General features: G+C 69.4%; 17 protein-coding genes. 6 read left to right on the top strand and 11 right to left on the bottom strand.

Annotated elements, in window-relative coordinates; genetic code table 11:
• Positions 1-163: 163 nt before the first annotated feature.
• On the top strand, positions 164-784 hold the full coding sequence (locus ACSMXV_RS20725; RefSeq protein WP_181658275.1) for a DUF47 domain-containing protein: 621 nt from the start codon (positions 164-166) through the stop codon (positions 782-784).
• 6 nt (positions 785-790) lie between these two features.
• Entirely contained in the window at positions 791-1789 is a 999-nt protein-coding gene (locus ACSMXV_RS20720; RefSeq protein ID WP_181867055.1) for an inorganic phosphate transporter, read from the top strand.
• A gap of 102 nt (positions 1790-1891) precedes the next feature.
• Here ACSMXV_RS20720 and pstB read toward each other — a convergent pair whose 3' ends face one another.
• From pstB to mshD, 11 genes are all read right to left on the bottom strand, one after another.
• Positions 1892-2668, bottom strand: coding sequence for a phosphate ABC transporter ATP-binding protein PstB (gene pstB / locus ACSMXV_RS20715; RefSeq protein WP_181658273.1), 777 nt, complete (start codon positions 2666-2668; stop codon positions 1892-1894).
• Positions 2669-2706: 38 nt separating this feature from the next.
• Complete coding sequence (gene pstA / locus ACSMXV_RS20710; RefSeq protein WP_473172856.1) at positions 2707-3765, bottom strand: phosphate ABC transporter permease PstA; 1059 nt, start codon at positions 3763-3765, stop codon at positions 2707-2709.
• Positions 3762-4769, bottom strand: a complete 1008-nt coding sequence (gene pstC, locus ACSMXV_RS20705) for a phosphate ABC transporter permease subunit PstC (RefSeq protein ID WP_473172855.1) — start codon at positions 4767-4769, stop codon at positions 3762-3764. Before pstC ends, pstA begins: the two co-directional genes overlap by 4 nt.
• 131 nt (positions 4770-4900) lie before the next feature.
• Entirely contained in the window at positions 4901-6034 is a 1134-nt protein-coding gene (pstS, locus tag ACSMXV_RS20700) for a phosphate ABC transporter substrate-binding protein PstS (protein ID WP_473172854.1), read from the bottom strand.
• A gap of 491 nt (positions 6035-6525) precedes the next feature.
• Positions 6526-6939, bottom strand: coding sequence for an NUDIX hydrolase (locus ACSMXV_RS20695; protein ID WP_473172853.1), 414 nt, complete (start codon positions 6937-6939; stop codon positions 6526-6528).
• Positions 6936-8165: a CHAD domain-containing protein gene (locus ACSMXV_RS20690; RefSeq protein WP_473172852.1), complete on the bottom strand. Its 1230-nt coding sequence runs from the start codon at positions 8163-8165 to the stop codon at positions 6936-6938. The genes ACSMXV_RS20695 and ACSMXV_RS20690 overlap by 4 nt, the downstream gene beginning before the upstream one ends.
• Entirely contained in the window at positions 8143-10386 is a 2244-nt protein-coding gene (locus ACSMXV_RS20685) for an RNA degradosome polyphosphate kinase (protein WP_473172851.1), read from the bottom strand. The genes ACSMXV_RS20690 and ACSMXV_RS20685 overlap by 23 nt, the downstream gene beginning before the upstream one ends.
• A gap of 274 nt (positions 10387-10660) precedes the next feature.
• On the bottom strand, positions 10661-11659 hold the full coding sequence (locus ACSMXV_RS20680) for an ABC transporter permease (protein WP_473172850.1): 999 nt from the start codon (positions 11657-11659) through the stop codon (positions 10661-10663).
• A complete protein-coding gene (locus ACSMXV_RS20675) occupies positions 11656-12591 on the bottom strand; it encodes an ABC transporter ATP-binding protein (protein WP_473172849.1) in 936 nt (311 codons plus the stop codon). The genes ACSMXV_RS20680 and ACSMXV_RS20675 overlap by 4 nt, the downstream gene beginning before the upstream one ends.
• Positions 12588-13031: a GntR family transcriptional regulator gene (locus tag ACSMXV_RS20670; RefSeq protein WP_473172848.1), complete on the bottom strand. Its 444-nt coding sequence runs from the start codon at positions 13029-13031 to the stop codon at positions 12588-12590. The genes ACSMXV_RS20675 and ACSMXV_RS20670 overlap by 4 nt, the downstream gene beginning before the upstream one ends.
• A 148-nt stretch (positions 13032-13179) precedes the next feature.
• Positions 13180-14109, bottom strand: a complete 930-nt coding sequence (gene mshD, locus ACSMXV_RS20665; protein WP_473172847.1) for a mycothiol synthase — start codon at positions 14107-14109, stop codon at positions 13180-13182.
• A 238-nt stretch (positions 14110-14347) separates the two neighbouring features.
• Between mshD and ACSMXV_RS20660 the strand changes: the two genes are divergently transcribed.
• The 4 genes from ACSMXV_RS20660 to ACSMXV_RS20645 all read left to right on the top strand — a co-directional run bounded on the left by ACSMXV_RS20660 (position 14348) and on the right by ACSMXV_RS20645 (position 19720).
• Positions 14348-16141: a bifunctional metallophosphatase/5'-nucleotidase gene (locus ACSMXV_RS20660; RefSeq protein ID WP_473172846.1), complete on the top strand. Its 1794-nt coding sequence runs from the start codon at positions 14348-14350 to the stop codon at positions 16139-16141.
• A 333-nt stretch (positions 16142-16474) separates the two neighbouring features.
• Positions 16475-16615, top strand: coding sequence for a hypothetical protein (locus ACSMXV_RS20655; protein WP_473172845.1), 141 nt, complete (start codon positions 16475-16477; stop codon positions 16613-16615).
• Between the two features lie 37 nt (positions 16616-16652).
• Positions 16653-18446 carry an ABC transporter ATP-binding protein gene (locus tag ACSMXV_RS20650; protein ID WP_473179009.1) on the top strand — a complete coding sequence of 598 codons (1794 nt, stop codon included), beginning with the start codon at positions 16653-16655 and terminating at the stop codon, positions 18444-18446.
• A 149-nt stretch (positions 18447-18595) separates the two neighbouring features.
• Positions 18596-19720 (top strand): S1C family serine protease, encoded by a 1125-nt coding sequence (locus ACSMXV_RS20645; protein WP_473172844.1) that lies wholly within the window; start codon positions 18596-18598, stop codon positions 19718-19720.
• The last annotated feature ends 29 nt before the right edge of the window (positions 19721-19749 follow it).

Here is a 19749-nt window from a genome sequence, read left to right as displayed (position 1 = left end):
ATTTTCATGGGTACTGAACGGTTGACGGGACCCCGTGCTGACCACTGTGCTTCATGGGCGACACTGGGAAACGCCGGTTCGCCGTGGCCGGATGATGCGCCTAGCATCACCCTGACCGACAACAGAGCACCGACCCGAAACCAAAGCACCCCGAGGATCCCACGTGCGCTTTCGTCTGACCCCCAGGGAGACGAGCTTCTATGACATGTTTGCCGCGTCCGCGGACAACATCGTCACGGGCTCGAAGCTCCTGATGGAACTGCTCGGGGCGGACGCCTCCGCCCGGGCCGAGATCGCGGAGCGGATGAGGGCCGCGGAGCACGCGGGAGACGACGCTACTCACGCGATCTTCCACCAGCTGAACTCCTCCTTCATCACGCCTTTCGATCGGGAGGACATCTACACCCTGGCTTCGTCCCTCGACGACATCATGGACTTCATGGAGGAGGCCGTCGACCTGGTCGTGCTGTACCAGGTCGAGGAGCTCCCCAAGGGTGTCGAGCAGCAGATCGAGGTCCTGGCGCGTGCCGCGGAGCTCACCGCGGAGGCCATGCCCCACCTGCGGACGTTGGAGAACCTCACCGAGTACTGGATCGAGGTCAACCGTCTCGAGAACCAGGCCGACCAGATCCACCGCAAGCTGCTGGCCCACCTCTTCAACGGCAAGTACGACGCCATCGAGGTGCTGAAGCTCAAGCAGATCGTGGATGTGCTGGAAGAGGCGGCGGACGCGTTCGAGCATGTGGCCAACACGGTGGAGACCATCGCGGTCAAGGAGTCCTGAGGCTTCGTGGAGACGTTTGCGCTGGTCGTGACCATTGGGGTCGCGCTTTTTTTCACGTATACGAACGGTTTCCACGACTCGGCCAACGCGATCGCGACCTCCGTGTCCACGCGGGCGCTGACCCCGCGGGCGGCGCTCGCGATGGCCGCTGTCATGAACCTTGCCGGTGCGTTCCTCGGTAGCGGCGTCGCCAAGACCGTCAGCGAGGGGCTGATCTCGACGCCCGAGGGCAGCAAGGGGATGGGCATCCTCTTCGCCGCGCTCGTCGGCGCGATCATCTGGAACCTGATCACCTGGTACTTCGGGCTGCCGTCGTCCTCGTCGCATGCGCTCTTCGGCGGCATGGTGGGCGCCGCGCTCGCGGGTGGCATCACCGTGTACTGGAACGGGGTGCTCGACAAGGTCATCATTCCGATGTTCGTGTCGCCGCTCGTCGGGCTCACTGCCGGTTATCTCGTGATGTGCGCGATCATGTGGATCTTCCGCAGGGCCAATCCGAGCAAGGCCAAGCGCGGGTTCCGTATAGCGCAGACGGTCTCGGCGGCCGGCATGGCGCTCGGTCACGGTCTGCAGGACGCGCAGAAGACCATGGGCATCGTGGTGATGGCGCTGGTCATCGCCGATGTCGAGGACTACGGCGACCCGATTCCGGTCTGGGTGAAGATCGTCTGCGCGGTGATGCTTTCGCTCGGGACGTACGCGGGTGGGTGGCGCATCATGCGGACGCTGGGGCGGAAGATCATCGAGCTGGATCCGCCGCAGGGGTTTGCCGCGGAGACGACGGGGGCGTCGATCATGTTCGGCTCCGCGTTCCTCTTTCATGCGCCTATTTCGACCACGCATGTGATCACGTCGGCGATCATGGGTGTGGGGGCGACGAAGCGGGTCAATGCCGTGCGGTGGGGGGTTGCCAAGAACATCGTTCTTGGGTGGTTCATCACCATGCCTGCGGCTGCGCTTGTCGCTGCGCTCAGCTATTGGGTTGTGCTGCTGGCCTTCGGGTGAGCCCCCTGCCGGCTTGCACGTAAATGGGCCCGCCCCCCGGGAGCCAGGGGGCGGGCCCTTTTCCTTGCGGTGGCACCGCCATGCAGCACCGCAAGGGGTCGGTTATCCGAAGCGGCCCGAGATGTAGTCCTCGGTCGCCTGGACGGACGGGTTGGAGAAGATCCGCTCCGTGTCGTCGATCTCGATGAGCTTGCCGGGCTGGCCGACCGCCGAGAGGTTGAAGAACGCGGTGCGGTCCGAGACGCGGGCCGCCTGCTGCATGTTGTGCGTCACGATGACGATCGTGAAGCGCTCCTTCAGCTCGCCGATCAGGTCCTCGATGGCGAGGGTCGAGATCGGGTCGAGAGCCGAGCAGGGCTCGTCCATCAGCAGGACGTCCGGCTCGACGGCGATCGCGCGGGCGATGCAGAGACGCTGCTGCTGACCGCCGGAGAGGCCCGAGCCGGGCTTGTTCAGGCGGTCCTTGACCTCGTTCCAGAGGTTGGCGCCCTTCAGGGACTTCTCGACGACGTCGTTCAGCTCGCTCTTCTTGTACGAGCCGTTGAGGCGCAGGCCCGCCGCCACGTTGTCGAAGATCGACATCGTCGGGAACGGGTTGGGGCGCTGGAAGACCATGCCGACCGTGCGGCGCACGGCCACCGGGTCTATGCCGGTGCCGTACAGGTCCTCGTCGTCCAGGAGCACCTTGCCCTCGACGCGTCCGCCCGGCGTCACCTCGTGCATGCGGTTGAGCGTGCGCAGGAACGTCGACTTGCCGCAGCCGGAGGGGCCGATGAAGGCCGTCACCGAGCGGGGCTCGACCGTCATCGAGATGTCCTCGATCGCCTTGTGGGACCCGTAGTAGGCGGTGAGACCGCTTACGTCGATTCGCTTGGCCATGACTACTTCACTTCCAGATCAGTCGCTGTGGGGTCGCGTCAGCGACCGGTCTTCGGGGCCTTCCAGCGGGCGATGCCGCGGGCCACCAGGTTGAGGATCATCACGAAGGCGATCAGCGTGAGCGACGCCGCCCAGGCGCGGTCGTACGCCGCCTCGGACTGACTCTGCTGGTACTGCTGATAGATGTACAGCGGCAGCGATGACTGCGCGCCCTCGAACGGGTTGGCGTTGATGAAGGGGTTGCCGAACACCAGCAGCAGCACCGGCGCGGTCTCACCCGCGATACGGGCGACCGACAGCATGATGCCGGTCGTGATGCCGCCGATCGAGGTCGGCAGAACCACCTTCATGATCGTGCGCCACTTGGGCACGCCGAGCGCCAGGGAGGCCTCGCGCAGCTCGTTCGGAACGAGCTTCAGCATCTCCTCCGTGGAGCGGACGACCACAGGCATCATCAGGATCGCCAGGGCGAGCGAGCCGGCGAAACCGAAGGGCTGCATGTCGAACATCAGCATGAGGCTGAGGATGAACAGACCGGCGACGATCGACGGGATACCGGTCATCACGTCGACGAAGAAGGTGACGGAGCGGGCGAGGTTGCCGCGCCCGTACTCGACGAGGTAGATCGCGGTGAGCACACCGATCGGAGCGGCGATCACCGTGGCGAGACCGACCTGCTCCAGGCTGCCGAGGATGGCGTGGTAGATGCCGCCGCCCGGCTCGGAGTCGGCGACCACACCCATCGAGTGGGTCAGGAAGTAGACGTCGAGGACCTTCACACCGCGCTGGACGGTCGCCCAGACCAGTGAGGCCAGCGGCACCACGGCGAGCAGGAAGGCGACCCAGACGAGGGAGGTCGCGATCCGGTCCTTGGCCTGGCGGCGGCCCTCCACACGGGCGGCGACGCCGTACGTACCGAGGACGAAGACGATCGCGGCGATCAGGCCCCACTGGATGCGGCTGTCGAGGCCGGCGCCCAGGCCGATCGCGACCGCGATGGCGACGGAGCCCACGGCGATGGCCCACGGGGACCACTTCGGCAGGCGGGCGCCGCGCAGGGTGCTGGGGCGCTTGTCGGCGATGACGGCGTGGCTCATGCGTTGGCCCCCGAGTACTCCTTGCGGCGGGCGATGATCGCGCGGGCCGCGCCGTTGACCAGCAGGGTGATGATGAACAGGACCAGACCGGAGGCGATGAGCGCGTCACGGCCGAACTCCGCCGCCTCGCCGAACTTGCTGGCGATGTTCTGGGCGAAAGTGCCGCCGCCCGGGTTGAGGAGGCTGGCCTGGATGTCGAAGGTCGGCGAGAGCACGGTGGCGACGGCCATCGTCTCGCCGAGGGCGCGGCCGAGGCCGAGCATCGACGCGGAGATCACACCGGAGCGGCCGAAGGGCAGCACGGCCATGCGGATGACCTCCCAGCGCGTGGCGCCGAGGGCCAGGGCCGCCTCCTCGTGCATCTGCGGGACCTGGCGGAAGACCTCGCGGCTCACGTTGGTGATGATCGGCAGGATCATGATCGCGAGCAGGATGCCCACGGTGAGCATGGAGCGCGCGGGGCCACCCTCCCAGGAGAAGATCCCCGTCCAGCCGAGGTACTCGTTCAGCCAGCCGAAGAGGCCGTTCATGTTCGGTACGAGGATGAGGGCGCCCCACAGGCCGTAGACGATGGACGGCACGGCGGCGAGCAGGTCGATCACGTACGCGATGGGGCCGCTGAGCTTGCGCGGGGCGTAGTGCGTGAGGAACAGCGCGATGGCGACCGCGATCGGGACCGCGATGGCCATGGCGACGATCGAGGAGACCACCGTGCCGAAGGCCAGAACGGCGATGCCGAAGACCGGCGGGTTGAGGTTGGTGTTCCACTCGAAGGTGGTGAGGAAGTTGCCCTCGTCCTTGCTGATGGCGAGGGAGGCGCGGTAGGTGAGGAAGACCGCGATCGCGGCCATGATCACCAGCAGGAAGATGCCCGACCCGCGGGAGAGACCGAGGAAGATCCGGTCACCGGGCCGGGTGGCGCCGCGGGCCGCACGCTTCTGCTCGGCGACGGTCGGCTGCGTGGTGGGGGGAGGTGCTTGAGTGTTCTGTGTCGATATGTCCATCGGGTTCTCCGGTCTGCGAAGCCGCACGCGGAGTGCGGCTCGGCGGAGCCGTACGTGGTGTGCGGCTCATGGCGGCGGTGCACCGGACGGTGCGGTCCGGTCCCGCGGTGGGACCGGACCGCACACTCAGGTCAGCTCAGGCCCTCGATGGTGGTGCGGACCTTGGTGATGATGTCTTCCGGCATCGGGGCGTAGTCGTTCTCCGTGAGGATCTTCTGACCCTCCTCGGAGGCGATGTAGGTCAGGAACGCCTTGGTGGTGGCCAGGGTGTCCGCCTTGTTGCCCTTGTCGCAGACGATCTCGTACGTGACCAGGGTGAGCGGATAGGCGCCCTCGGCCTTGGTCTCGTAGTTCAGCTTCAGCGCCAGGTCCTTGCCGGTGCCGACGACCTTGGCGTCCGCGATGGCCTTGGTGGCGTTCTCGACGGTGGCCTCGACCGGGGCGGAGGCGCCCGTGTCGAGGCTGGCCGCGTTGATGCCGTCCTTGGCGTACGACAGCTCCATGTAGCTGATGGCGCCGGAGGTCTGCTTGACCTGCTGGGCGACACCGGAGGAGCCCGAGGCGGACTGGCCGCCCTTGGCCTGCCAGGCCTTGCCGCCCTCGTACTTCCAGTTCTCCGGGGTCGCGGCGATCAGGTACTTGGTGAAGTTGTCCGTGGTGCCGGACTCGTCCGAGCGGTGGAACGCCTGGATCTTGAGGTCGGGCAGCTTGGCCTCGGGGTTGAGCTTCGCGATCGCCTTGTCGTTCCAGTTGGTGATCTTGCTGTCGAAGATCTTGGCGAGGGTCGGGGCGTCCAGGACGAGGCTGTCGACACCCGGGACGTTGTAGCCGACCGCGATCGGGCCGCCGACCATCGGGAGGTCGATGCCCTGGCCGCCGGAGCAGACCTCCTTGGAGGCGGTGACCTCTTCGGGCTTCAGCGCGGAGTCGGAACCGGCGAAGGCCACCTGGCCCTGGGTGAACGCCGTGATACCGGCGCCCGAGCCGCCACCCTTGTAGTTGATCTGCACGCCCGAGCAGGCGGCCGTGAACTCCTTGACCCAGGCGTCGATCGCGTTCTTCTGCGCGGAGGAGCCGTCGGCCAGCAGCTGGCCCTTGGCGTCATCGCACTTGATGTTGGAGCTGGCTGCGGTGGTCTCCGAGCCGCTGCCGCCACTGGTGTTGCCCGTGTCATCGGAGCCGCACGCCGTGAGGGTCAGGGCGCCGGAGACGGCGACGGCACCGAGGGAGAGGGCGCGAAGCCGGTTCTTGCGCTGAAGCTTCACTTTGGGTGAGTTCCTTCCAGGAGCCGCCCGTCCGGGGCGGCGTGCGATATGGGTGTGCGGCTGGTCCGGGGTGGGGCCCGGTGGGGCCGGCAGCGGGGTGCTGCGCAGTGTCCTGTTCAGCTTTGCGGTGCGGGTTGCCGCTTGCATGAGCGGCAAGCACCGGCGTACGGCCGAAATTAGGCAGAAGAGGTGACGTGGCCGATGGGCGTAAGTGAACGGAGGGTGAACCTCGGTGGGCGGGGCGGTGAGGTCACGGAATGCTTACGGCTTCTGGCGTGGGCGCCTCCGCGGGTCTGGGGCGCCCTGGTGTTCAGGGCGCCCCAGGGGATGTGCGTACCGCGGTGTGAAGGGTGCCGTGCGTCGTGGGCTGTGCCCACCCGTTCCGCCCCAGCGGAACGATTGCCCACAGCAGTAGCGGCGGTGTGCCCGCCCCTTCCGCCCCAGCGGAACGATTGCCCACAGCGGGGACGGCGGTGTGCCGGCAGTCCGTGCTAGGTCAGGTGTAGTGCGGACAGCAGGTCGTCCAGTAGCTGTTGGTCGCGGGGTTGGGTGAGGTGGGGGCGGGCCTGTTGTGGGGGGAGCCAGAGGAGTTGGTCCACCTCTTGGGTGGGGGTGAAGTGGCCGGGGCCCGCCTCTGCGGCCCAGTAGGAGACCTGCTTGGGGCGGCCGTTTGCGATGTAGTGGACGGTGGCGAGGCGGGGGCCGAGGGTGCACTCGTGGCCGGTCTCCTCCGCGACCTCCCGCACCGCGCACGCCGCCAGATCCTCGCCGCGCTTCACCTTGCCCTTGGGATGCGACCAGTCGTCGTACTTCGGCCTGTGCACCAGGCAGATCTCCGGCTCCCCGTCGGTGGGGGAGCGCCGCCACAGGACGCAGCCCGCCGCCTGTACGACATCGTTGCTCACGTGGTGCTCACCGCCTCCCGCAGCCAGACCCGCTGGAACGCGAACCGGGCCGCCTCGACCTCGTGTCGCTGATCTGCGTGCAGTACCCCGAGCGCGTACGCCGTCGTCGGGGCGATCCGGGGAGTCCGTGCCGCCGCGGCCGCGGCCGCCGCCGCCTCCGCCGCGTCCCGGTGCTGGTCCAGGGCCTGCCCGGCGTCACTGAGGCGTACGTCGACGCACTCCTCGCCGTGCAGCACCTCGAGTGCGTAGCGGTGCAGGCGCAGCAGCAGCCGGACCTGGTGCCAGGGGCCGTCCTGGGGCTGCGGCGACGGGTCGGCCGCGAGGCCGTGGACCAGGGCCTCCGCGTTGTAGGGGTGGCCGGCCCGGTACAGGGGCAGGCCCTTCACCGCCTCGAGCAGGCGGTCCTCCGCGTCCCCGGCGAGCGACTCGAGGGCGCCGGTCCGGGTCGCGCTGGGGGCGAGGGGCACCTCGCTGGCCAGTACGGCGACGCTGTCCGCCACCGCGTGGAAGCGGGAGGAGCCCAGCGCTTCCAGGGCCGCCGAGTGGGCCCTTGTCCGGGCGAGCGTGAGCTGGCGCTCCAGGAGGGCGCCTGCCTTGGCCGCGCCCACGGTCATCGTTCCGCGGTCCGGGCTGCTCGGAGGTGGGATACGTGGGCCGACGCCGTCGGGTTCCTGCCCCAGTGCCTTACGGGCCTGGGTGGTGCCCCCAGTGCCCACCCTCCCCCGAGAACCGCCGACAGCCTCCGGTTCAGGGGGGATCCCGATCACCCCCGCGTGTCGACTGCCCACAGCGGGAGCGGCGGCGCGGGTGCCCACCACCGTGGCTGTGAGTGATGCTCCCGACAGGCGCTGCAGCGCGCCCAGCAAGCGGTTCAGGCGGGAGGCGTAGGCGTGTTCGTGGGCCAGCGTGCCTGACAGCCACGCCAGTTCGGGGCGCAGGGCGTCGGACCATTCCACGTCGAGCAGCGGGCGGAAAGTGTGCAGGGTGCCGCTGATGCGACGGGCCGAGCGGCGCAGTGCGCGCACCGCGTCGACCGTTTCCTCGCCCCCCTTCGAGACCCCGCCGGATCCCCCGCTCGAGCCTCCATGGGAGCCCCCGTTGGAGCCTCCGCTCTCCCTGTGCAGCCGCAGGGAGCGTAGGAACTCGGTTGCCTGGCCCTGCAGATAGGCCGTAAGGACCTCTCCCGCAGGCCCTGCCTCACCCTCATGGTGTTGCTGCTGTGCCACGCCGGCGCCTCCGGGCGTCTATGAGCATCTCCTGGACGTTCCGCAGGGCCTGACCGTCGCCGTCGGTCGAGTGCCGGGCCCAGTCACCCTCGGGCCCGAGGTGCCAGGAGGACGTGGTGTCGGACATTCCGGTTTCGAGCAGGCGGCTGAGGGCCGCCCGGTGGGCCGGGTCGGAGACCCTGACCAGTGCCTCGATCCGGCGGTCGAGGTTGCGGTGCATCATGTCGGCGCTGCCGATCCACACCTCCGGTTCGCCGCCGTTGCCGAAGGCGAAGACACGGGAGTGCTCGAGGAAGCGGCCGAGGATGGACCGTACGCGGATGTTCTCCGACAGACCGGGCACTCCGGGCCGCACCGCGCAGATGCCGCGCACCCACACGTCCACCGGCACACCCGCCTGTGAGGCGCGGTACAGGGCGTCGATGACCGCTTCGTCGACCATCGAGTTGACCTTGATGCGGACGTAGGCGGGGCGCCCGGCACGGTGGTGCTGGGCCTCCTTGTTGATCCGCGAGATCAGGCCGTCGCGCAGCGACTTCGGAGCGACGAGGAGGCGGCGGTATGTCTCCCTGCGCGAGTAGCCCGACAGCCGGTTGAAGAGGTCCGACAGGTCCGCGCCTACCTGCGGGTCCGCGGTGAGCAGCCCCAGGTCCTCGTAGAGCCGGGCGGTCTTCGGGTGGTAGTTGCCCGTACCGACATGGCTGTAGCGCACGAGGGACTCGCCCTCCTGGCGCACCACCAGCGACAGCTTGCAGTGGGTCTTCAGGCCGACCAGGCCGTACACGACATGGCAGCCCGCCTCCTCCAGCTTGCGGGCCCACTTGATGTTGGCCTGCTCGTCGAAGCGTGCCTTGATCTCGACGAGGACCAGCACCTGCTTGCCCGACTCGGCTGCGTCTATCAGCGCGTCGACGATCGGCGAGTCGCCGGAGGTGCGGTACAGCGTCTGCTTGATCGCGAGGACGTCCGGGTCGCCCGCGGCCTGCTCCAGGAACGCCTGGACGGAGGTGGAGAACGAGTCGTAAGGGTGGTGCAGCAGCACGTCCCGGTCGCGCAGCGCCGCGAAGATGTCGGGCGCCGACGCGGACTCGACCTCGGAGAGGTCGCGGTGGGTGCCCGCGATGAACTTCGGGTACTTCAGCTCGGACCGGTCGAGCTTGGCGATGCCGAAGAGGCCGGTGAGGTCGAGCGGCCCCGGCAGCGGGTACACCTCGGCCTCGCTGATCTTCAGCTCGCGCACGAGCAGGTCCAGTACGTAGCGGTCGATCGACTCCTCGACCTCCAGGCGCACCGGAGGCCCGAAGCGGCGCCGCATGAGCTCCTTCTCCAGGGCCTGGAGCAGGTTCTCGGCGTCGTCCTCCTCGACCTCGAGGTCCTCGTTCCTGGTGAGGCGGAACATGTGGTGCTCCAGCACCTCCATGCCCGGGAACAGCTCCTCGAGGTGCGCGGCGATGACGTCCTCGATGGGGACGTACCGGTTCGGCGACGCCTCCAGGAAGCGGGACAGCAGCGGCGGCACCTTGACGCGCGCGAAGTGGCGGTGGCCCGAGACCGGGTTCCGCACGACGACCGCGAGGTTGAGCGACAGACCTGAGATATAGGGGAACGGGTGCGCAGGGTCCACGGCCAGCGGCGTGAGCACGGGGAAGATCTGGTGCCGGAAGAGCGTGAACAGGCGGGCCTGCTCCTTCTCGGTCAGCTCGTTCCAGCGGACCAGGTGGATGCCCTCCTCGGCCAGCGCCGGGGCGACGTCCTCCTGGTAGCAGGCGGCGTGCCGGGCCATGAGCTCGCGCGAGCGGGCCCAGATCATCTCCAGCACCTCGCGCGGCTGCAGGCCGGAGGCCGACCGCGTGGCGACACCGGTCGCGATACGGCGCTTCAGGCCGGCGACCCGGACCATGAAGAACTCGTCCAGGTTGCTGGCGAAGATCGCGAGGAAGTTGGCGCGCTCCAGGAGGGGCGTGCGGGGGTCCTCGGCGAGCTCCAGCACGCGTTCGTTGAACGCGAGCCAGCTGCGTTCGCGGTCGAGGAACCGGCCCTCCGGCAGATCAGCGCCGTCGAAACCCTTCTGCATGTACGCATCCAGGTCCGCGTCGACCGAGTCGATGTCCGGCTCCAGTTCGGAGACGGCAGCCGCGAGCGTGTGCGGACGGTGCGCGGCGATCGAGCCCACGGAGGGCTGCGCGTGCTGGACCTCGACCTGTGTGTTGGGCTCGTTCATGGAACCATTGTTCCGCGCCGAGAGCATTACGGGCGCGTCAGAGAGTGCGGGCTCCAATGGGGAGGTGAGGCGAAGCCTCCCGTTCCGGGAGCTCGGGGGCGGGTCGGGCACCTCGGGCGTCATTCACCGAGCGTCGCAAGCCCGTCTGAATCGTCGGTTACGGCGACATGACGTGCGGGCTAGCGGCGGGAGGCCCCCGAGCGACTTGGGGCGCCGGGGGCCGGGTGCGGGCCGGGTGCCGACGGCCCCGTCAGGGGCCGTACGGCGCAGTACGTCAGACGACGCTGCGGCGCAGCAGGCGGAAGGCCGCCCAGGCGGCCGCGGCGGCCAGCGCGAGCATGATCGCGGTCTCGGCGAACGTGACCCACCAGAAGTGGGAGTGGGGGTGGAAGTCGATGTACCAGCTGGTGATGTTGAGGTCGGCGGGGCACGTTTCCAAGTCGTGGGTGCGCTGCCAGCAGGCGTTGTACGGGAGGCGCTTGCCGGAGGCGGTGACGTAGCCGGACTGCATGAGGAAGGAGCCCTGCCCGATGTCGACCGCCCGGCCCGGGCCTGTGAAGAGGCCCGAGCCCGCGCCCGTGACCGTGCGTACCGGGAACACGTCCCAGCGCACGGTGCCGACAGCCATCGGCATGGACAGCGAGACCACTCCGGCGATCGCCATCGCAGGGAGCGTGCGACGCACCAGCAGGCCGACGAGCGCTCCTATGGCGACGGCGAGCAGGCAGTACGCGATGAGGACGGGGCCGTACGCCTCGAAGACGCCCCGGCGCACCCAGTATGGGTTTGCGGGGCCCGTGAAGGGTGCCCTGAGGAACTGGAAGATCCCCACCAGGGCGAGTACCAGGGCTGTCGTCGCGACGGCGGCCACCGTCAGTTTCGAGGCGAGCCAGCGCGCCGGGGAGACCGACTGGGTCCAGGCGAGCCGGTGCGTGCCGCTCTCCAGCTCGCGGGCGATCACCGGGCCGGCCACGACGGCGCCGATGAGGAACGGCAGGAACAGCAGGGCTGTGGCGGACTCATCGGCGGTGATCCCCAGCAGGTCCCGGGCGCTGGAGAATCCCAGGAATGTGTCGGTGCAGGCGCCGATGCACTCCTGATCCTGGTCGGGGAACACCTCCGCCGAGACGCGCAGGAAGACCGCGACGGCCGCCGCCGCGATCACCAGTCCGAGCGCCGTCCAGAGGATGGCGCGGTGGAGGCGGACCGTCGTCCAGTACGGGCCGCGCAGGCGGCCACCCGAGCTCCGCCGCAGGGTTGCCGACGCGCTCATCCGGCCACCGCCGCGGACATGTCAGAAGAGGCGGACGACTGGACGGAAGCGCTCGGCGTGAGCAGGGCCGGTGCGTCCGGTGAGCGCAGATGGGCGAGCAAGATGTCCTCCAGGGATGGCTCCGCGGTGTCCCAGCCGGGGGCGACCGGGCCCGCGGGGCGGATCAGGGCGGTGAGGCCGCGGCCGGTGGCCCGGGACTCGATGACGGTGTGCGGGGCGAGCGCGTCGGTGAGCGGACCGCGGCCGGTGACCAGCCTGTGCGCGTCGACCAGGTCGTCGATGGCGCCGCCGAGGCGGATGCGGCCGTCGCCGACGAGGAGCAGGAAGTCGCAGGCGTGCGCGAGCTCGCCGAGGATGTGCGACGACATCACCACCGTCGTGCCGTGCTCGGCGGCCTCCGCCAGGAGTGTGCCCATCAGCTGGTGGCGGGCCAGGGGGTCGAGGTCGGCCATCGGCTCGTCGAGCAGGAGGAGTTCGGGCCGTTTGCCGAGGGCCAGGGCGAGGGCGACCCGGGTGCGCTGTCCGCCGGACAGGGCACGGATCCGGGCGGCAGGATCGAGGTCCCCGTCCGTCACGATCCGCTCGGCCAGGGCGGAGTCCCAGCGCTCCGGGTTGAGCTCGAGCCCCAGCCGCAGAGTCTCGGCGACCGTGAGCTGCAGGTACAGCGGCTTGTCCTGGGCGACGTACGCGATGCGCTCGCGGGCCGCGGACGGATGGGCGCCGAAGACCGTGAGCGCTCCCTCGGTGGGCTCGAGCAGCCCCGCCGCATGGGCGAGCAGCGTCGACTTGCCGGCTCCGTTGGGACCGACGACCGCGCAGATGCTCGCGGCCGGCAGCCGGAAGCTGCAGTCCCGCAGCGCCCAGCCGCCGCCCCGCGACGGCCCCCCGAACCGCTTGCCCAGCGCGGCCGCCTCGATGGCGGTGTCCGTCATGCCTTGTCCCCCTCGGTGTCGTTGATCTGTCCGGCGTATGACTCGTCGGCGCCCGCGCCCGGCCGTTCGGCGAACTGCTCCTCCAGTACGGAGGCGAAGAGTGCCGCCACGTCGTCCCGGTCCAGCCCTGATGTGCGGGCCCGGGACGCCCATGCGGCGAGCTCCGACCGCAGCGGCGAGCCGGCCGCGGCGGCGCCCAGCGAGCGGCGTACGAAGGTGCCGAGGCCGCGGCGGGCCTCGACCAGGCCTTCGCGCTCCAGCTCTCGGTAGGCCTTCAGCACGGTGTTCGGGTTGATGGCCGTGGCCTCCACGACCTCGCGGGCCGTGGGGAGCTGGTCGCCGGGCTCCAACAGGCCTAGGCGCAGGGCCTGTTTGGTCTGCTGGACGATCTGCAGATAGGTGGCGACGCCACTGCGCCGGTCGATGCGGTACTCGACCACTCGTACAACCACCCTTTCACTAATTGAGTAGTGAAAGGGTGGCGTACGGAGGCCGTGGCGTCAAGATCCAGGTGGTGTGGCCTCAGGGAGGGGCGTGACGTGAGGGGCAGCGGGTGATGGCCCGTCAGAGCGCTCCGCTGCCCGCCCGTTACAGCTCCGTGCGGTACATCAGATCCGTCTCGTGCGTCACGAACCCCAGCCGCTCGTACACCCGCAGCGCGGCCTTGTTGTCCGCGTCGACGTAGAGCATCGCGGTCGGCAGCCCGGACGCCGCGAGGTGGTTCAGCCCGATGGTGGTCAGGGCCCCGCCCAGGCCGGTGCCCTGGGCTTCGGGTGCGACGCCGAGCACGTACACCTCACCGAGCTGCTCCTCCGCGTGGACCTTCGTCCAGTGGAAGCCGACCAGTTCGCCGTCCTCCCGCTCCGCGAGGAAGAAGCCCTCGGGGTCGAACCACGGTTCCGCCTTGCGGTCGTCCAGGTCGCGCTGGGTCAAAGAGCCCTGCTCGGGGTGGTGGGCGAAGGCGGCGGCGTTCACGGCGAGCCAGGCGGCGTCGTCCTCGCCGGGCACGAACGTACGCACCCGGACGCCCTCCGGCAGCACCGGCTCCGGAAGACGGAGGTCCACCAACGGCCGCCGCATCTGGCGCAGTTCGCGGAACAGGGTGAGGCCGAGGACCTGCGAGAGGTGACGGGCGGCGGAGTGCCCGCCGTGCGCCCAGATACGCAGCCGCTTACCGGACTCGGCGAGCAGCGCGGTGCCGAGGGCGCGGCCGTGCCCGTGGCCGCGGTGCGCCGGATGGACCACCAGCTCGGCGGCCGGTGCCTCGACGGGGTCGGTGTCCTCGAGCTGGGCATATCCGACGAGGTCGTCCTCGAGGAACAGCAGGAGATGCCGTACGCCCTCGCGGGGACCGCCGCGGAGCTGGAGCCGGCCCTGCTCGGACACCGCCGGCTGCCCGTCGATGCGGGCGGCCTCCGCGATCAGCTCGAGCACGGCTTCTGCCTGGTCGGGCATGAGAGCGCTGTGCGTCTCGATGCGGCGGAGGAAGGCGGGCGGAAGGGCGTCGTCGCTGGTCATGGATACGAGAGTACGGCGGTCCTGACGGCCGGCAAACGGTTCCCGGCGGGATGTCCCGCTCGTGGCGGGTGCCGGGCGGTGTGGAGGCGTGCCTGAACTTCCCCGGCACCGCTTGGTCCCTTTCGGCAACCAGTCCGTAACCGGCAACCCCCTGTTGTGCTACGCGCGTTGACTCTAAGCTGCCGCTCACACTCGTCACACCCTTCACGCTGAGCCAACTGAGCCAACAAGGGGACACATGTCCGCTAGACCCCATAAGAAGAGGGCCACCCGCCGGATACTGATCGGCGCGGCGGTGCTGTCGACCACCGGGGCGCTGATCGCCGCGATTCCCGCGACGGCGGGGGAGACCCAGAGCGCCGCCCCGGTTCCCGGCCGCTACCAGGACGTGCAACTGCTGTCCTTCAACGACCTGCACGGCAACCTCGAGCCCCCGGCCGGCTCCTCCGGCCGCGTCACGCACGTGCACGAGGACGGCACCACCGAGACCATCAACGCGGGCGGCGTCGAGTATCTGGCCACCCACCTGCGCGAGGCCCGCCAGGGCAGCAAGTACTCGATCACGGCCGCCGCCGGTGACATGGTCGGCGCCTCTCCGCTGATCTCCGGACTGTTCCACGACGAGCCGACCATCGAGGCGCTCAACGGCCTCGACCTCGACGTCACCTCCGTCGGCAACCACGAGTTCGACGAGGGCGCCAAGGAGCTGGCCCGCCTGCAGAACGGCGGATGCCACCCGGAGGACGGCTGCTACAACGACAGCGAGGAGTTCGGTGGCGCCAACTTCCCCTTCCTCGCCGCGAACGTGACGGACGAGAAGACCGGTAAGCCGATCCTCAAGCCGTACTGGGTGTGGAAGAAGAACGGCGTCAAGGTCGGTTTCATCGGCGTGACCCTGGAGGGCACCCCGAACATCGTCTCCGCCGAGGGCGTCAAGGGCCTGAAGTTCGGTGACGAGGTCGAGACGATCAACAAGTACGCCAAGGTGCTGCAGAAGCAGGGCGTGAAGTCGATCGTCGCGCTGATCCACGAGGGCGGCGCGCCCGCCTCGGCGGCGTACAACTACGACTGCGACAGCCCCGGCCCGGGCGACGGCATCTCCGGCCCGATCGTCGACATCGCGAAGAACATCACGCCGCAGGTGGACGCGCTGGTCACCGGCCACACCCACCAGGCGTACGCGTGCACCATCGACGATCCCGCGGGCAACCCCCGCACGGTCACCTCGGCCGCCTCCTTCGGCCGGCTCTACACCGACACCACGCTGACGTACGACCGCTGGACCGGCGACATCGCGCGTACGGCCGTGAAGTCCGCGAACCACGTCGTGACCCGTGACGTCGCCAAGGCCGCGGACATGACGGACCTGATCAACCGCTGGAAGACGCTCTCCGCGCCCATCGCGAGCCGGCCCATCGGCTATATCGCGGGCGAGATCGCCAACGCCGGCACCGAGTCCCCGCTCGGCGACCTGATCGCCGACGCCCAGCTCGCCCACGCCAAGTCCCTCGATGCCGAGGCGGACTTGGCGCTGATGAACCCCGGCGGCATCCGCGCCCCGCTCACGTACGCGGCGAGCGGCGGCGAGGGCGACGGCGTGGTGACGTACGGCGAGGCGTACACGGTCCAGCCGTTCTCCAACACCGTCAACCTGGTGGACCTCACCGGCGCCCAGCTGATCACCGCACTTCAGCAGCAGGTCAGCGGCAGCAACGAGGCCGCGCCGAAGATCCTCCAGGTCTCCGCGGGCCTCACCTACACCCTCGATCTGACCAAGACGGGTGCCGCCCGGGTCGTGACCGACTCGGTGAAGTTGAACGGGGCGGCGATCGACCCGTCCGCCACCTACCGCGTCGCGATGAACTCCTTCCTCGCGGGCGGCGGCGACGGCTTCGCCGAGCTCGGCAAGGGCACGAACGTGCTCGTCGGCGGCGACGACCTGGCGGCCTTCGAGTCGTATCTGACGGCGAACTCCTCGGCCACGACGCCGTATCCGGTGCCGGCGGCGGACCGGATCACGGTCGTCACGTGAGGCGCTGAGGCCTGATTTGACGTAGTGATGACCGCGGCGGGGCGGTCGGCGCGGACCCGGTGGGTCCCGTCGGCCGCCCCGCTTTCCTGTGCGGAGAGGCGTAAGTTCTGTGTGAAAACGGAAAGAACGCCGCACCCGCAATGCGCGGATAAATTCTGTGTGAGCAGGCGTTTGGTTCCTGAAAATCAATGAGAACCGGACTCAGCGGCAACTAATCGAGGTCTCATCGGATTTGGTCTTTCCGGGGTCCGGAGCTCACGTACTGTTTTCCGTGTCGAAGCCGAACAGGGCTTACGGCAAACGGAAAAGCATCACGGAGAAAGGGACACCCTCATGAGCTTCCACAAGGTCGCCCCCGTCAAGAAGACCCGCAAGCCCGCCGCGAAGCCGGCTGCCGCGCACAAGGCCGCGGCCAAGGCGAAGCCGAAGGCCCGCCGCCGCCCGGTCGGCAACAAGGCCGCCAAGGACTGCTGATCTCTTGATCTCTACCAGCGAGGCGGGTCCCCAAAGCATGCCGGGGGCCCGCCTCGGGCGGTTCACCGGTCTGCGAAAGGGAGTTGGGGAATTGGGAGAGCGTAAGGGTGCGGATGCCCTTCAGGTATTCCGGCGTTTCTGGCCGTTGACGCGAGGCGACCGCAGATGGCTGGTCGTCATTGTTCTGTGCGTCGTGGTTGCCGCGCTCGCCGAGACCGCCTCGATCCTGATATTCGCGAATCTCACCGACCATGCGCTGAACGCCGGTTCGCTCTCCGCCTTCTGGGGACCCGCCGGGCAGTGGCTCGGTGTCGCCGTGCTCGGTGCCGCCGTCGGATATGCCGGGAACTCGCTCGCCGTATGGACCGCCGAGAGATTCGTCATGCGGCTGCGGGCCGGTGTGTTCCGCCATGTGCAAGGGCTCCCGCCGCACTTCTTCCAGAAGCACCGCCGGGGCGATCTCGTCGAGCGGCTCACGGGCGATGTCGAGGCCATCGAGCAGATGGTGGTCTCCGGCGTGGTCGGCACCGTCTCGGCGCTGGTCTCCGCGGTCTTCTACGCGGCCGCGGCCCTCTGGCTGCGCTGGGACCTCGCTCTCGTCACGTTCCTGCTGGCTCCCCTCTTCCTCGTCGCCGCCCGCCGCTTCGCCGGACGGATCAAGTCCGCGGCCCGCGACGAGCGCACCGCCGACGGAGCGATCACCTCGGTCGTCGAGGAGGCCCTCGGCAACGTCGTCCTGACGCAGGCCTACAACCGGCGCCGCGACGAGGAGCGCCGGCTCGACCGGGAGGCCCGCGCCTGGATGCGCGCCTCCGTGCGCGGTGCCCGCGCGAGCGAGCTGTACGAGCAGTTCGTCGAGGTCGTCGAGACGCTGTGCGTGCTGGCCGTCATCGGCTTCGGCGCCTGGGAGATCTCCGCGGGCCGCATGACGCTGGGCGAGCTGCTGGCCTTCGCGGCCTTCATCGGCTACCTCTATCCGCCGATCCGCAACCTCGGCCAGCTCGGCCTCACCCTCACCGCCGCCACGGCCGGAGCGGAACGGATCCAGGAGATCCTGGACGCCGAGCCCGCCGTGACCGACTCCGCCTCGGCCCTCCAGCCCTGGCCCGTGCACGGCCGTATCAGCTTCGACGGCGTCTCCTTCCGCTACCCGGACGCGCCCGAGGAATCGCTGACCGATGTGTCGCTGACCGCCGAGCCCGGCGAACTGGTCCTGATCACGGGTCCGAGCGGGGCGGGCAAGTCCACGCTCTCCAAGCTGCTGCTGCGCTTCTACGACCCCTCGGCCGGGACCGTACGCCTCGACGGCGTGCCGCTCACCGACATGCCCCTGGAGTTCCTGCGCGAGAACGTCGCTCTGCTGCCCCAGGAGACGCTGATCCTGCACGGCACCGTCCGCGAGAACATCGCCTGCGGCCGGCCCGGCGCGAGCGAGCGCGAGATCAGGCAGGCCGCCGTCGACGCGGCCGCCCACGACTTCATCACCGCCCTGCCCGACGGCTACGACACCCGGATCGCGCCGGGCACCAGCGCCCTCTCCGGCGGCCAGCTGCAGCGCATCGCGATCGCCCGCGCCATGCTGCGCGGCGCCCCCGTCCTCGTACTCGACGAGCCCACGGCCGGTCTCGACGCGCTCGCCGCCCGCCGCGTGGTGCAGCCGCTGCGCCGGCTGATGGCGGGCCGTACGACCATCATGATCACCCACGATCTGGCGCTGGCGCCGGACGCGGACCGCATCCTCGTCGTCGACGGCGGGAGGCTCGTGGAGTGCGGCACGCACGGGGAGCTGCTTGCGCGGGGCGGGGCGTATGCCCGGCTGCGCAGCGCGTAGAAGCAAGCGCGAAAGCAAGCGCGAAAGCAAGCGCGTGGAAGCAGCGGAGTTCTCGGCGCCACCCGGCCTTATATCGGGCATACGCACTTCTGTCGGGCTTCTCAGGGAGCACTCAGGGAGCTCTCATGGAGCGCGGAAACACTCTGAGCATGACCGAGAGCATCCGCCGTGACGGCGAGTCCCAGGGTGACAGTCAGCAGTCCGCATACCAGGCCGCCCCCGCGGGGGCCGAGTGGCCGCCCCCGCCGGCGTACGACCCGGCGCAGCCGGTCGCCGTCGCGCCGGGCACCACGGTGTGGCCGGGCTCCGGACAGGACGGCCACGGCGGTCATGACGGCAACGGTACCGGCGGCGGTCACGCCTACGCCGCCCCTGCGGAGCCCGCCCCCGCACCCCGGCGCCGCGCCAAGGGCCCGATGGCCATGCTCGCCGCCGTCGCGATAGCGGCCGCGGCCGTGGGCGGCGCCACCGCGTACGCCTTCCAGGAGCTGACCGGCAAGGACGTCACGACCGCCAGTTCCGGTACGAGCGTGGTGCCCGCCAGCAAGAAGGGCACCGTCGCCGGTGTCGCCGAGGCGGTCAGCCCGAGCATCGTCGAGATCAGCGCCACCTCGAACGCCGGGCAGTCCACGGGCTCCGGCGTGGTCATCACGAGCGACGGCGAGATCATCACCAACAACCACGTCGTCTCCGGCGCCTCGTCGATCAAGGTCACGACCAGCAATGGCAAGACGTACACCGCGAACGTCGTCGGCACCGACAGTTCGAAGGACCTCGCCCTCATCAAGCTCGAGGACGCCTCCGGCCTGAAGACCGCGTCGCTCGGCGACTCCACCAACGTCAAGGTCGGCGACGAGGTCGTCGCGATCGGCTCCCCCGAGGGCCTGACGGGCACCGTGACCAGCGGCATCATCTCGGCGCTCGACCGGGACGTCACCGTCTCCACGGACGAGAGCCAGGGGCAGCAGCAACTGCCCGGCGGCGGTGGCGGCGGCTGGCCCTTCGAGTTCGGCGGCCAGGAGTTCAACGGCGACACCGGCTCTTCCACGACCACCTACAAGGCCCTGCAGACCGACGCCTCGCTCAACCCCGGCAACTCGGGCGGCGCGCTGATCGACATGAACGGCAACATCATCGGCATCAACTCCGCCATGTACTCGCCGACCTCGTCGAGCAGCTCGTCCAGCGCGGGCAGCGTGGGCCTGGGCTTCGCCATCCCGATCAACACCGTCAAGTCCGACCTGGAGAAGCTGCGCTCCGGCTCCGAGAGCTGAGCGTGCAACACCACCGGTAAGGAGCACGA

This window comes from Streptomyces sp. DSM 42067, assembly GCF_055792885.1.
The sequence above is the reverse complement of the archived record's forward strand: the minus strand, read 5'-3'. Positions and strand labels throughout refer to the sequence as shown.